Annotated in this window: 15 protein-coding genes and 1 tRNA gene; 12 read left to right on the plus strand and 4 right to left on the minus strand. The window is 36.8% G+C overall.

Annotated elements, in window-relative coordinates; all coding sequences use genetic code 11:
• Window positions 1-27 precede the first annotated feature (27 nt).
• The 6 genes from EPR_RS03800 to EPR_RS03825 all read left to right on the plus strand — a co-directional run bounded on the left by EPR_RS03800 (window position 28) and on the right by EPR_RS03825 (window position 6,606).
• Window positions 28-1,152 (plus strand): NAD(P)/FAD-dependent oxidoreductase, encoded by a 1,125-nt coding sequence (locus EPR_RS03800; protein ID WP_200763949.1) that lies wholly within the window; start codon window positions 28-30, stop codon window positions 1,150-1,152.
• The gene (gene hemH / locus EPR_RS03805; protein WP_200763950.1) at window positions 1,149-2,090 is read left to right on the plus strand and encodes a ferrochelatase; all 942 of its coding nucleotides are present in this window, start codon (window positions 1,149-1,151) and stop codon (window positions 2,088-2,090) included. Before EPR_RS03800 ends, hemH begins: the two co-directional genes overlap by 4 nt.
• A complete protein-coding gene (locus EPR_RS03810) occupies window positions 2,090-3,358 on the plus strand; it encodes a glucose-6-phosphate isomerase (protein ID WP_200763951.1) in 1,269 nt (422 codons plus the stop codon). The genes hemH and EPR_RS03810 overlap by 1 nt, the downstream gene beginning before the upstream one ends.
• Before the next feature lie 9 nt (window positions 3,359-3,367).
• Window positions 3,368-4,273 carry a histone deacetylase family protein gene (locus EPR_RS03815; protein WP_200763952.1) on the plus strand — a complete coding sequence of 302 codons (906 nt, stop codon included), beginning with the start codon at window positions 3,368-3,370 and terminating at the stop codon, window positions 4,271-4,273.
• A gap of 11 nt (window positions 4,274-4,284) precedes the next feature.
• Entirely contained in the window at window positions 4,285-6,024 is a 1,740-nt protein-coding gene (locus tag EPR_RS03820; protein ID WP_200763953.1) for an ABC transporter ATP-binding protein, read from the plus strand.
• 63 nt (window positions 6,025-6,087) lie between these two features.
• Window positions 6,088-6,606 (plus strand): hypothetical protein, encoded by a 519-nt coding sequence (locus tag EPR_RS03825; protein ID WP_200763954.1) that lies wholly within the window; start codon window positions 6,088-6,090, stop codon window positions 6,604-6,606.
• A 4-nt stretch (window positions 6,607-6,610) separates the two neighbouring features.
• On the opposite strand, the gene EPR_RS03830 is transcribed toward EPR_RS03825, so the two are convergent.
• The 4 genes from EPR_RS03830 to EPR_RS03845 all read right to left on the minus strand — a co-directional run bounded on the left by EPR_RS03830 (window position 6,611) and on the right by EPR_RS03845 (window position 10,481).
• Window positions 6,611-6,685 (minus strand) — tRNA-Glu (locus EPR_RS03830).
• Window positions 6,686-6,742: 57 nt separating this feature from the next.
• Entirely contained in the window at window positions 6,743-7,786 is a 1,044-nt protein-coding gene (locus EPR_RS03835; RefSeq protein ID WP_200763955.1) for a glutathione synthetase, read from the minus strand.
• Window positions 7,783-9,687, minus strand: coding sequence for a flavohemoglobin expression-modulating QEGLA motif protein (locus EPR_RS03840; protein ID WP_200763956.1), 1,905 nt, complete (start codon window positions 9,685-9,687; stop codon window positions 7,783-7,785). The genes EPR_RS03835 and EPR_RS03840 overlap by 4 nt, the downstream gene beginning before the upstream one ends.
• Window positions 9,684-10,481 carry an N-formylglutamate amidohydrolase gene (locus tag EPR_RS03845; RefSeq protein ID WP_200763957.1) on the minus strand — a complete coding sequence of 266 codons (798 nt, stop codon included), beginning with the start codon at window positions 10,479-10,481 and terminating at the stop codon, window positions 9,684-9,686. The genes EPR_RS03840 and EPR_RS03845 overlap by 4 nt, the downstream gene beginning before the upstream one ends.
• Before the next feature lie 138 nt (window positions 10,482-10,619).
• Between EPR_RS03845 and EPR_RS03850 the strand changes: the two genes are divergently transcribed.
• From EPR_RS03850 to EPR_RS03875, 6 genes are all read left to right on the plus strand, one after another.
• A complete protein-coding gene (locus EPR_RS03850; RefSeq protein ID WP_200763958.1) occupies window positions 10,620-11,066 on the plus strand; it encodes a hypothetical protein in 447 nt (148 codons plus the stop codon).
• Between the two features lie 67 nt (window positions 11,067-11,133).
• On the plus strand, window positions 11,134-11,481 hold the full coding sequence (locus EPR_RS03855; protein WP_200763959.1) for a hypothetical protein: 348 nt from the start codon (window positions 11,134-11,136) through the stop codon (window positions 11,479-11,481).
• A 3-nt stretch (window positions 11,482-11,484) separates the two neighbouring features.
• Window positions 11,485-12,723, plus strand: coding sequence for a hypothetical protein (locus EPR_RS03860; RefSeq protein ID WP_200763960.1), 1,239 nt, complete (start codon window positions 11,485-11,487; stop codon window positions 12,721-12,723).
• A 10-nt stretch (window positions 12,724-12,733) separates the two neighbouring features.
• Window positions 12,734-13,084, plus strand: a complete 351-nt coding sequence (locus tag EPR_RS03865; protein WP_200763961.1) for a metal-sulfur cluster assembly factor — start codon at window positions 12,734-12,736, stop codon at window positions 13,082-13,084.
• 235 nt (window positions 13,085-13,319) lie between these two features.
• Complete coding sequence (locus tag EPR_RS03870) at window positions 13,320-13,829, plus strand: DUF1858 domain-containing protein (protein ID WP_200763962.1); 510 nt, start codon at window positions 13,320-13,322, stop codon at window positions 13,827-13,829.
• 49 nt (window positions 13,830-13,878) lie between these two features.
• Window positions 13,879-14,445, plus strand: coding sequence for a DedA family protein (locus tag EPR_RS03875; protein ID WP_200763963.1), 567 nt, complete (start codon window positions 13,879-13,881; stop codon window positions 14,443-14,445).

Here is a 14,445-nt window from a genome sequence, read left to right on the forward strand (position 1 = left end):
GGTTTTTAACTATCTAAAGAGCTTTTTATGGTTTACGATTTTTGTATTTTGGGTGCCGGTATTGCCGGATGCAGTACGGCATATTTTTTATCCCGGGAGGGAGGAAATGTTGCTCTTGTTGATAAAAATTCCATAGCTGCAGGGGGAAGCGGGGCTGCAGGTGCCTTTATCTCTCCCAGGCTTGGCAAGGGCGGTCCACTTCAGAAACTGACGAATGAAGCGTACAGGTTCAGTATAGATTTTTACAAAAACTTTCCGGAACTCTTTTTGCAAAATGGGCTTCTTAAACTTCCGAAAGATGAAAAGGATGCCCAAAAATTCGAAATCTACAAAAAACATCTTGATATAGAGTATAAAGATATCGATCCCAAAAACTTCTCTTTTTTGAAAAAATATGCAACAGACTTTGACGCCATATTTTTTGAAGATGCAGGAATTGTCGAAGCGAAAAATATGTGTAAAACTCTATCAGAGGGAGCCGATGTTTATGAAAATTTCGATACCGGAAAGATTGAATATAAGAACGCTCTGTGGAGAGTGGGGAATATAAAAGCAAAAAGAGTGATTTTGGCGACAGGGGCTGCCCAGATAGATTTTGCCGACCTCTCCTATATCGTGATAAACGGGATCTGTGGACACAGGTTTGATATAAAGAGCGATATAGAAATACCTTTTAATATTCACAAAAAAATATCTGTTTCGGCTACGAAAAAAGATGGCACTGTTGCTATAGGCGCCACACACGTTAGAATGAAGGAGTGCAGTCCCCAAAAATGTCCTTTGGGATATGACACTCTTATGGATGAAGCCAAAAAAATGCTCAGATTTGAAAAGACTGAAATTAAAAGAGTTTTTTACGGGCAAAGGGCAGCAAGTATTGACCATTTTCCTATTGTGGGCGAGGTTATCGATATAGGAAAAGCATTCGAACAATTCCCGTTTTTAAAAAACGGAACAAAAGTAGAGAGTGAAAAATTGCCAAAGATTAAAAATCTTTATATAATAAACGGTTTTGGAGGCAGAGGGTTTGTTTTTGGACCTTTCATTGCAAAAATGCTTACTGATTTTTTGGTACATAAGAAGCCTCTGAAAAGCGAAGTTGATGCAAACAGACTATTTTACAGATGGATCAGGAAAAGGGGAAAAGTATGAAAAAAGCCGTTGTCCTTCTGAATATGGGAGGCCCCAACAACCTTGAGGAAGTAGAACTATTTTTGAAAAATATGTTCAATGATGAAAATATCATACCGATAAAAAACAGAATTTTAAGAAAATTTGTTTCATTTATGATAACGAATGCCAGAAAAAAAGAGGCTCGGGAAAATTACGAAAAACTTGGAGGAAAATCTCCTATTGTAGGGATTACCGAAAAACTTGTGGAAAAACTCTCATCTAAACTGGGTGATACGGATGTTACTTTTGCAATGAGATATACTCCCCCTTTTGCAAAAGATGTGATAAAAGAGTTAAAGAAAAAAGATATAACCGATGTCTATCTTATACCGCTCTATCCTCAATACTCTTTTACTACAACAAAATCTTCGCTCGAAGATTTCGAAGAGTCGGCCAAAAAAGAGGGAATGAAAGCGAGAATCCACAAAATTGAAAGATTTTACAAAAACGAAAAATTCAATGAAACCGTGATAGAGAAAATCAAGGAGTGCATAAAAGATATCGATGAAAAAGAGTATGATCTGATATTTTCGGCCCATTCCCTTCCCAAAAAAATGATAGAAAAAGGCGATCCGTACCAAAAAGAGATAACGGAGCATGTGGAAATTTTGAAAGAGTTGCTGAAAAAAAACGGAATCGAGTTCAAAAATATCCATATCGCCTATCAGTCGAAACTGGGTCCTGTGGAATGGCTGGAACCGGGACTTGATGATAAACTAAAAGAGATAGAAAACAGAAAAGTTGTTATATATCCTCTATCTTTTACCATTGATAACAGTGAAACGGTATATGAACTGCATATTGAATACAAAGAGATTGCCAAGGAGCTAGGTTTCGAGGATTACAGGGTATGTGAATGCCCCAACGAGAGCGACACTTTCTGCGAAGCGTTGAGAGATATATACAAAGGGATGTAATGGTACAAAAAACTATCTTTTTTGAACAGAACTTTGACAATGAAGCTCTTCTGAAAATCGAAGAAGCATATGACAGAATGCTTACAGAGATGAATACCTCACTTTCAGGATATTATGACCTGCCTGTAAATCAGGATGATGTGATTGCAAATATTTACCGTTTTATTGCGGAAAATGAACTTTTGTCAGGCCATCTGATAAAAGATCTTGTGATAGTGGGTATAGGAGGTTCATCTCTAGGAACGAGAGCGATAGATACGCTTCTTCAGTTCAGCAGGCACAGAAATATCATAAATATACACTTTCTTGAAAATCTCGATCCTCTGTATCTGGTAAACAGTGTAAAACGTATAGATCTTTCGCGCGCTTTTGTTATCATCGTCTCAAAATCGGGAACTACAATAGAGACTATTTCGATTGCGAAATATATGCTCTCTCTTATGCAGGAAAACGAAGAGGTTGTGGATATAAACAGAAGGATTGCCGTTATAACTGAGATTGAATCTCCTCTTGACAAACTTGCCGGTGAGAGAGGTTGGGAGAGGTTTTATATACCTAAAAATGTTGGAGGCAGGTTTTCCGTTTTGTCTCCGGTTGGTCTTCTTCCTCTGGCAATGCTCGGTTACGATATAGAAGCTCTTTTGGATGGTGCTGCAAAAATGCGGGATGAGTTTTTGAAAACCGGTATTGAACTACTTCTTTTCAAAAAGGCTTACTTTTACTATAAAAACAGACTTTCTCACAACATAAATATTCTTTTTTCCTACTCCTCTTTGTTTGAAGCGTTCAACAAATGGTATGTACAGCTTTGGGGAGAGAGTCTTGGCAAGAAAGATAGCGATGGTAACAGGGTGGGGCTCACTCCCATAGGTCTTATCGGCTCGGTAGATCAGCACTCCTTTTTGCAGCTGATACTGGAGGGACCGAAAGATAAAACGGTTACATTTTTGAAGCTGAAAAATTTTGAACTTCCCGTAACCATTCCCCAAATGACTCTTCCGCATCTTGAAGCTACCGATTTTGTTAACGGCAGAAGATTCCAGACTATCATCAATACACAGTGTGATGCTACCATAGAGTCCGTTATCGAGTCAGATGTTCCGGTTGATCTGCTGGAAATAAATGAGTTGAGCGAACAGAGCATCGGATATCTTATATACTATTTTGAACTTCTTACCTCGGCCGTGGGAGCACTTTTGGATATCGATACTTACAATCAGCCTGGAGTCGAGATAGGAAAACGCAAACTCTATGAGAAGCTGAAATAGGGAGCCATTATGGTGGGCTATATATATGATCCGATTTTTACTCTGCATGAAACAGGTGAGCATATAGAAGTTCCCCAAAGAGTTGTTGTCATAAACGAAGTTTTGCAAAACTTTCCTTTGCAAAGACTCCCACTTCACAAAGCATCGAAAGAGGAACTCTATAAAGTTCACACAAAAAGATACGTTGACTGGGTAGAGACAGCATATGAAAACGGTGTCAGATTTATACTCAACAGTGATACCGTTTTAAGTGAGAAAAGCTATGAGGTGGCATGTTATGCAGCCGGAAGCACGCTTCCTGTTATAGAAGCGATGAGAGAAGGTTCTATCAGCAGAGCGTTTTTAAATGTAAGGCCGCCGGGACATCATGCCGAAAGCGGTCAGGGACAGGGGTTTTGTATATTCAACAATATCGCGCTTATGGCCAGATATGCCCAGGATGCTGGATTTGAAAAAGTCATGATAATAGATTTCGATGTGCATCACGGCAATGGAACACAGGAAATTTTCTACAGTGACGATACTGTTTTTTATTTTTCTACTCATGAGAGAGATAACTATCCCTATTTTACCGGAAGCGAAGATGAGAGAGGCGAAGGCAGAGGAAAAGGCTTCAATCTAAACAGGCCTTACGGGGCTGAGTGCAGTGATGAAGAGCTGCTTAAACTTTATGATGATCTGCCTGAGTGGTTCGATTTCGATATAGTTCTGGTAAGTGCAGGATATGATCTTATGAAAGATGAGATGATATCGACTGCGCAGATAACATTTGAAGGGCTTGAAAAACTTATAGAAAAAATACTCAGATACGCAGGAGACAAACCGATCGCATTTGTTCTGGAGGGCGGATACAATCTGAGCTCTTTGGCGAGAAGCGCCGAAATAACCGTTGAGAGACTTTTAAATTTTAGATAAAAAAGAGTGAAATGCAAAATAGATACAGCTGGAAAAAGATAATAAAGTTTATAAAAAGGGACAAAAAGAGATTTTTCATCGCTCAGATGCTGGCACTGTTTGCGGTGGCGGCCAGTGTTCCTACGCCGCTTCTGATGCCGGTGCTGGTAGATGAGGTTTTACTGCATAAACCGGGATTTTTGACCGGAGCTATCGACTCTCTTTTGGGCCCCGGAAGCGCATTGTACTATGTTGTTATAGTTCTTATTGTAGTGCTCTTTTTGAGGGCAGCTTTTTTTGCTTTAAATGTTATACAGAACAGAATATTTGAAAATATATCCAAAAATATAACTTATATTATAAGAAGAGATATTCTACATCATCTAGAAAAAGTTTCCATGGCCGAATACGAGATGCTTGGTAGCGGCTCCATTGCATCGAGAATGGTGACAGATATAAATACAATAGATACTTTTTTGAGCATCTCCATAAGCAAATTTCTTATTTCCGTTCTTACGCTCACGGGTGTAAGTATAGTGCTTTTGTGGATCCACTGGCAGCTTGCCCTTTTTATTCTTTTTTTAAATCCTTTGGTTGTTGTTTTTGCAACGAAACTTGCCAGAAGAGTTTCAAAACTTAAAAAAGAAGAGAACCGTGCAATCGAAATTTTTCAAAAAACTCTTATAGAGACTCTAGAACTTTTTGAACAGATAAGAGCAGCAAACAAGGACAGAGAATTTTTCTCAAAACTTGTCGATCTTGCCAAAGAGGTAAAACAGCGATCTATAAATTTCAGTTGGAAAAGTGATGCGGCAAGCAGACTCTCTTTTCTTGTTTTTGTAAGTGGTTTTGAAATATTCAGAGCAGCCGGTATCCTTGCGGTTGCGTATTCGGATCTGAGTATAGGTCTTATGTTGGCGATATTTGGATATCTCTGGTTTATGATGACACCTGTTCAGGAGATTTTGGGTATACAGTATGCGTATAAAAATGCCACTGTTGCTCTTGAGAGGATTAATGAACTGCTGGAACTTAAAAACGAACCGCAGTATCCGCACAAAAAAAACCCGTTTCTGAGCAATTGGCCAGTTTCTATCGAGCTTGAAAATGTCTCTTTTTCATATGATGAATCAAAAGAGATTCTTAAAAATGTTTCAATGAAAATCGAAGGCGGCAAAAAAGTGGCTGTTGTTGGAGCCAGCGGAAGCGGAAAAACCACTCTTGCCAGAATTCTTGTAGGGTTTTATCCTGTATCGTCGGGAGAATTGTATTATAACGATGTTTCTATAAAAGAGATAGGACTCGATGTTGTAAGGGAGCATGTCTCTTTGGTACTTCAAACTCCCGTGCTTTTCAATGATACTATAAGATTCAACCTTACTTTGGGAAAAGATATTCCGGAAGAAAAGATATGGAAAGCTTTGAAAATTGCACAAATAGATTCAATTGTAAAGGAGATGGAGAAAGGACTCGATACCGCGGTAGGAAAAGGGGGGATAAGACTTTCCGGCGGACAGAGACAAAGGATTGCAATTGCGAGGATGATCATTCAGGAACCAAAAGTTGTCATTTTAGATGAATCTACATCAGCTTTAGATATGGATACAGAATATAGACTTTTTGATTCATTGAATGAGTTTTTGAAAAATAGAACTACAGTTATCATAGCACATAGACCAAGCACTATAAAACAGGCAGATTATATCTATTTTCTAGACAACGGTAAAATAGTAAAAGAGGGAGAATTTGAAAAAATAAAAGAACAAAAATAAGATTAAACAATGTTTAAATTTTTGTATAGTAATATTTAAAGTGTCCTTAATAAAGGAGCTCTTATGAAAAGTTTAATCAAAATCACAATAATTCTCTCTCTTGCTTCAGTACTTTTCGCGACACAAAATGAGGTCAGCATTATCAGAAATGGCGGTATGACGCTTACAGTAAAAAGTTCCGAAATACAATGTCGCAATAAGCTTCAAACTTGTAATAAAAAGATAGAAAAGATGGAAAAAAAGATAAATTATCTCAATCAGCAGGTAGATTATTTTAAGAATGAGATAAAAAGATTGAAAAAAACGAAAAAAAGAGTTTCACTTTTGGAAAATAGAAAAAAGCTTATAATAACTTTTTTCAGGCCTAATGTTTTTAAAATAGTGAGAGATGCCTATCTTGTAGATATAGCAAACAAAAAAGTTGAAAAATGGAAGAAAGGAAGAAAATTTACTTCCTATCTGCATGATGATAAAAACAGATATAAAATTAGCGGATATTTTAAAAATGGCAAATGGGTTAAAGAAGAAAAAGACCTTTGGATTGATAAGAGATATATTATCGAGGCAAGAAAAAAAGACTAAATTGTGGTGACCCCAGGGGGACTCGAACCCCCGTCACCGCCGTGAAAGGGCGGTGTCCTAACCGCTAGACGATGGGGCCAGCGTTTTAAATGTGAATGAAATGATACCGAAAAAATCTTAAAAAAAGTTAAAAAATTTAAAGAGTGTTTAGCTCTTTATTATCAAAGTTTTTGTGGTAATATTTTTTATATAAGACTTTTTTTTCGAGTGCATGTATAACACCTTCTGCAAAATCTACTTTTTCAAATTTCTGTGCACTATGCAGACCTCCAGGACTGAAAACATTAACTTCAAGCAGTTTGTCTCCAACGATATCGAGTCCTACCAGAAACATACCATCCTGAACAAGCTTTGGTCTTATGATTTCAGCAAGTTCAAGCATCTTATCGGTGATTTTCGCCGGTTCGGCATGTCCCCCTGCATGTATATTGCTTCTTATATCTCCTTTACCACTGACTCTTTTAAAAGCTGCATATTTTCCTCTGTATTTAAAAGGTTTTCCATTCATCATAAATAGTCTTACATCACCTTTTGTTGCCTCTGAAAAGAACTCTTGTGCTATGGCATATCCGTCTCTTATGACTGCATCTACCATCTGATTGAGATTGTTTTCATCTTCAGGTCCGGCAAAAAAAACACTTCTTCCTGCCGAGCCCTGAAGCGGTTTGAGAATTATCTTTTTATTGTTTTGAAGATAAAACTCTCTTATTTCATCATGATTGCGCGTAATTAAAGTTTTAAGTCTTACAATTTTGGGAAAATGCTGAAAATACATCTTGTTTATAGCTTTTGCAAGTCCGTCTGGGTCATTCAAAACTATAACCCCGTGTCTTCTTGCAGTTCTTCCAAAAATATAACCTGCATGCTGAGCCCACGGTTTTTCATAATCGGAAGCGGGATCGTTTCTAAGAAACAGAATGTCCAGAGCATCTACCGTGATTCGTTCCTTTTTGGCTTCTTTTGACTGCAGATGTTTCATGAAGTCAAAATCGTTTTTAAAATCTCTTCTTGAAGGAGAAACCGATCTTGCATAAATCTTCTCATCCGGATCATATGCAAAACTCCCCACATCAGTTAGCCATACCTCATGACCCATATTTGCAGCAGTAAGTGCAAGCCTTATCGTGGTGCTAGGCAGTGTTTCATTAAAAACGTCATTAAGTACAAAACCGATTCTCATTGTAGATCCCTTTTTATAATTTCCAAAATATCTTTTTCCTTTTTCAGATTTTCAATTTTTTTTATTGCATTTGGTGTATCGAGGTATTTAGGATATAAAGGTGGCTCATGCAGTACTTTTCTAAGTATCAGTTCCTGAATTATCGGTATATGTTTTGCTGCTATTTTCCCTGCATATAGAGGTTTTATCTTTCCATCCTCTTTTATATAGTTCAATATTTCCAGAAAACCTCTGAGATATACGGCATCCTTTGTCAGCCCGCCGCCTCTGAATACCCGTGTAGTAACAGAAAAAGCCGATTTATGTGAAAGATTGGCAGAATTTATCAAAAATCTGAAAGTTTCAATAAAATCGGCACCTTCTACCATAGCATCCACAGCGAGAACCCTTGCTGCGAGAATTTTTAGTCTTTGGATAGTAAGCCCGTCGCATAGATATTCGGAAAGGACAGCGAGCCCTTCCTGCATTTCATCATATCCGCAAAGACCTGTGTGAAGCTGTTTGAAAGGCTGGGAAAGGCCGTTGAAAAAGGTTAGTATATGTGTTCCTATTTCATGATTAAGCAGTGCTTCGATTCTATGTTCAGGGAAAGTGGCCCATTTATAGATAAGAAATTTTTCGCTGCTGACCATCGCACTTGAGACTATATCTTCTCTTATCTCTATATCAGCTTTGAAGTCAGGATATATATTTTTATAATATTCTATCTCTTTTTTTGCGTATTCGGCAAACCGTTTGGCATCGATTTTTTTGCTTTCTTTTGGGGTAGTATGTTCTTTTGTAATTTCTATTATTTTTTTTGCGCTCTCTTTGAGGTTTTCATCCGGTCTTCCGTAAACCTGAAGGCTTCCGTAGAGGAACTTTTTTGTGCCTCTGTCGCTAAGCATTGTCAGTTTTCTGTCAAGTTCATCTCTTTTTTCTGAAAAAATTTCAAAAAGTGTAGGATCTTCTATATCTTCAATCGGAATCGAAAAAAGTTCTCTTTTGACGATGGAAGGATCAAAAGGACGAGGTCTGTAATAAAAAACAGGCTCTTTTTCAAAACCGCTTTTTTTGAAATTTTCCCATGCATCGTGAATATTTACAGGTGTAGCCTGAAGAAGGAAGTCAAAACTATCTTCGATTTTTGCCAGTTCTTCATCTGTTTTTTTGACAATTTTTGTAACCGCTCTTCGTCCCAGAGCCCTATAGTCGGCAGGAACAGTATTTGTATGCTCTTTTGAAAAGGTAAAAAAAGCTTTTTTAAGAGCCTGAGAGACTCCTTTATGAAGTTTTGCCAGTTCAAACGGATAAAGTTTTTTACCTTCTATGTCTTGATATATCGGTTTTACCTCAAGACCTATGCAAAATATTCTGTTTTGCTCAGAACACTCTTTGTCGAACAGAGGTTCAATGTCTGGAGGTGAAATGGTTTTTGAGTATTTGATATTGACTTTTGCTTCAAGTTTATGTATGGAGATTTCTGACAGCTTGTTTTTCAGGGACTCTACACTGTTTGTAAGTACCCCCAGTTTAGGTGCATATATTGTAAATTCGGGCCTTTTTTCCTCTTCCGAAAACTCCTCTATATTTTTATTATAGGGTTTAGACCATATCTCCACCAGTAAAAATGCACCACAGTCCTCTTTTACTGTATCAGCAATTTTTTTTATAAGTAGTTTTAGGCGACTGTTTGCAGACTCTTCTGCAATGATATATGCTGCTTCACCGTAAACAAGTCTTTTGGTACCTATATCATCTCTATTTGCGGGTCTTCTGTAAAGTGCCAAAAAAGGCAGCATTCTGTCAATATGAATTCTTCCCCATCCGGGCAGTCTTTCTCTTATAAGCATATTTTTTCGGAGTTTTTCGCATATTTCATCTATATGTTTGGCTGTTAGTCCGTCTGATTGATTTTTCATAATTTTGCTCCTAACGATACCAACTCTTTGAGTATAACAGGCTCTAAAGATTTTACAAGACGGCTTATCTCTTCTATTTTTTCAAAATCTGCTTCGCCTGTCCATTCATCCATAAAAATTTTTTTAAATTCAAGTGAAAGAACGCATACGTTGGGCCCAAAATTTTCATGTGACCATCTTGCAAAATAGCCGCCGTAAAATTTGATATTTTCTCTTACATCAAGATATTTTCCAAAAAATTCATGTTTTGAAAGCTGTTCTTTGACCGCTTCTATAAGAGTTTCCCATAGTTTTCTATTTTTTATCGTTTTTGTGCCGAGATTTATATCGGGATTGAACTTATCCGGTTCAGGTGGTGCATCCGGTCCTTTTCTTCTATAGTTGTATGAGTGCATATCCAATACAACAAAATATCTGTAGCGTTTTTTCATGTATATAAATAGTTCAGACATTAATCTGTAAAAGAGATCATAAATCAACAGAGACTTCTCTTCCAAATGTTTCGGCAGATCTGTTTTGTATACCTGAAGGCCCCAGGCATCTTTGGGTGTTTTATATATCGCTTTTTCTCTTGGCCTGTTTAAGTCGATTTCAAATCTGGATCTATATACTACAATCCTATTATCAAAATATTTTGTAAAGAGTCCCACGTAAGGGTCCTCTTCTCTCAGTCTATCCTCTTCATTTAAAAAAAGAAAATCTTTAATCTCTTTTCTAATGAAATGACCGTTATGAATTGCAGTGGATATTATGGGTGAATTGCCTGTGTTTATCTGCCAGAGTACTTTTTTCATTTTAATCCATTTTTTTTATATTATCAACCCCCTCCTTTATAAATTATATCCTATATTTATACAATAATATACTTGATATCGGTCAATGAATACTATAAACGGCTTTGATATACTTTTTTAAAAAGTTAGAGGGGAAGAATGGATACTGTTTTATATATTCATATTCTTGCTGCTACAGCGTGGATAGGAGGGTCTCTTTTTCTGTTTGCTTTGGGAATCTTTTTAAGAGACAAAAATGCACAATCAAATGTTTATCTCCATATCGGCCCTCTTTACGGATACTTTGAGACATTCTGGCTTATTTTACTGATACTTACCGGAACAGTCCTGTTTATATTCAACGGCCTGTATGATGTTTTGACTTTGGCGCCTGAGAGTTCTTTGGGAGAGGCTGTAAAAATAAAACTCCTATTTGTTTTCGCTATCACCGTACTTACCGCAATACATATGTATCTTGCTTTTAAAACACATGGTAAAGAGCGTACTTTGTTACAAACAGTTGTTTCAAGGTCAAGCTCTATGCTGATATTCATTTTGAATCTCTTTATCCTATGGTATGCTATTCAGCTTAGAAACTTTCTTTGATTTTTGTCAAAGACTTTTTTTATCATATAATGTATAATTGTTATTATTTTGTTTCTCGGAGGGGGATATGGAAAATTTGCCAGAAAATGCACAAAAAGTAGAAGTTGAGGGTGCAACCGTCGATTTTTACAAATATGAGAAAGATGGTATAACCTACTATCAGTTCGACACTTCAAGATGCGGCCCGCCTGAACCTATGGTAAATGCAATGGCCGGACTCAGGCTTGTAACGGACAGTAATGTAAAACTTGTAATGATAAATCATAAAAAACCTATGGGCCTTCTTGACAAAATAGGTGAAAATTACGATATCGACATAGAAAATCTTCCTGATGGAAATGTAAAACTGGTATTCAGCTACAAACCAGAAGCTTCTGAAAAGGCGAATCTGAGCGAAGTTAGCTGCCACGGATAGGATATGTTCAATATCTCCACAGATTTTGCTCCTCCCTTTAGGCTTATTGCGCCGTTTTTTATAGCCGGTACGATTGCTTATCTGCTGGCGGTTCTTTTTTTGCCCTATGCCGGCAGTTTTCTTACTGCGGGTAGATTTGATTTTACAATTATAGGATGGGTTCATCTATTTTTGCTTGGTTATGTAATGATGATAATATTCGGTGCTATGGCGCAGCTTATACCGGTAGTATTGGAAATAGGGCACTATAGGGTAAAGCTTTTTTATGCTATTTTTTTTCTTTTGCTTTTTGGTGTTCTATTTTTGATATTCTCTTTTTTTATACAACCTGAGACTGCAGTTGTTGGTGGAGTGCTTCTGAGTGCTGCATTTTTTCTGTTTTCATTTAATGTTTTTATGACGATAAAAAAGGTTCAAAACTGGTCATTTGCAGCCAAAGCTGTTTTTTTTTCAAATATATATCTTGTAGTGGGTACGTTTTTGGGTCTGATTATGACTATATCTATATCAGGCTTGTTAGATATAAATATTGTCTCTTTCGTTACCGCACATGTTTTTTATATGGTAGCAGGGTATGTGATTTTAACAATTATCGGGATATCTATGGTTTTGATACCGATGTTTAGTCTCTCTCACGGTTTTTCGCAAAAGAGTGCTGAATTATCTTTTCTGTTTCTTAATATCTCTGTAATTTTATCGATATTGAAAATTTTTACGGACTGGAAGCCGATACTATATCTTTCACTTCTTTTTTTTTATCTTGCTATGGTTGTGTATATATATCAGGTTTATATTATATGGAAAGGTAGAGTACGCAAAGAGCAGGATGTTTGGTCAAAATCTGTGATAGTTTCTTTTCTTTTTCTGATTGTTTCACTAATTGTGGGTACTGTATATATTTTAAGCGGGATTGAATCTGTTTTACTAGGAGCTGCATGGTTTATGTTTGCCGGTTTTTTTGCATTTTTGATTAATGGTCATTTTTTTAAAATTGTGCCGTTTCTTGTATGGTTTGATAGGTTTTCACCTCTTGTCGGTAAACAAAAGGTACCAATGCTTCATGAAATGGTTCCCAAAAAAGCATCCGATGCGGAATTTTTTTTCAGTCTCGTTGGTGTTACAGTTGTCGGGACTGGAATAATTTTTGAAAAATATGATATATTTATGGCGGGAGTAAGTTTTATGATAATGGGTGCTGCTATACTTTCGTATGCCGTACTATGGATGATAAGATTTAAGTAAGGAGTCAGTCGTGGGAAAAGTTACAAAAGAGCAGGTCTATGATGCCATAAGAACCGTCATTGATCCTGAAGTCGGATTCAATCTTGTTGACATGGGATTAATATATGATGCAATTATAGATGATGAGAACAATGTAAAAGTTGTAATGACGCTCTCAACAAGAGGGTGTCCTCTGCATCAGATGCTGACACAATGGGTTAAAGATGCGGTTGAAAGAATACCTGAAGTAAAGTCATGCGAAGTAGAAGTTGTATGGGATCCGCCGTGGAATATATCAATGGCCAGTGAAAATGTAAAAAAAGCGCTTGGTGCAGGCGGCAACGATGAAAATTCCGAAAAAGGGTGGAATAATATTTTCTAAAGAGAGTATTCTTAAAGAGTTTCGCCATATTTATGGAACGGGTATACTCTTTTTTTATTATCTGAAATGGCCATATGTTCTTGGTTTGCCCGTTCTGTATTTCTATTTGGATTATAAAAACAACTGGGTATTAAATATTTTATGGTTATATTGTTTGATATTGATTTTGAAAGATATATATATGAAATTTATCGCAAAAAAAAACTACTGCGACAAAAATTAAAAAAGGCAGATAATGCAGATAGGTTTTGACACTAAAGTTTACGATCTTTTAAAAGAGTATCCGGAACTAGAAGAGAAGCTCATAGAGATAAATCCAAAATTCAAAAAGCTTAAAAATCCTGTACTTAGGCGTACCGTTGCAAAAATAGCATCATTGGCCCAGGCAGCAAAAATTGGCGGGATGGATCCGGTTGATCTTGTGAACAGACTAAGAGCATATGTGGGGCAGCCGCCGATAGATAAAGCGTATGAAGAAAAAGTTCAGCCATCTGAACGGCCTGAATGGATAAAAGAGATACCCTTTGTCGAAGTAGACGGAAGCAAACTTTTGGACGAGGGAAAAAATCCTCTCAGGGAGCTTCACAAAATTATCAAAAATGCTCAAGAGGGTGACATTATTTTGTTAAAAACAGATTTTATGCCTCTGCCTCTTATAGATACTTTCAAAAAAGAGGGACATCAAGTATTTGCTGAAGAAAAAGGCGAAGAGTGTTTTACATATATAAAAAAAAGAGCAAAATAGGGTAAAATTTCTGTGTCTTTTTTAGAAAATTTGAATAGCAGGGAAATAGGTGCAAGAAGTAATAGATACTCTTTCAAAATATGGATATATTATTCTTTTTTTCTATTCACTTGGTGGAGGCTTCGTTGGTATAATTGCAGCGGGTATACTCTCATATATAGGAAAAATGGATCTTTACATCTCCATGGCGGTAGCTGCGACAGCTAACGCTTTGGGTGACCTTATTCTTTTTTATCTCGGAAGATATAACAAATCGGTTGTGATGCCCTATCTGTCAAAACATAGAAGAAAACTTGCTCTGTGTCATGTTTTAATGAAAAAATACGGTTCAAAAATAATATTTTTTCAAAAATTTGTTTATGGACTTAAAACATTTATCCCGATTACTATCGGTCTTACAAAATATGAGTTCTCGAAATTTATGATATGGAATATTTTTTCGGCAATTTTATGGGCGCTTTTTTTTGGTCTTCTCAGTTTTAACGCGGGAGCCATGCTTCTGGCGTTTGCTGATATTGTTTCGCAAAGGCCGTGGATAGCTCCGCTTATTGTGGTGACGCTTCTTGCTTTGATCTGGTACTATTTTTCATATGCAACCAGAAAAAAAAACGCATAA

Origin of the sequence: Nitrosophilus alvini, assembly GCF_015100395.1 — a bacterium.
Taxonomy (GTDB): domain Bacteria; phylum Campylobacterota; class Campylobacteria; order Campylobacterales; family Nitratiruptoraceae; genus Nitrosophilus; species Nitrosophilus alvini.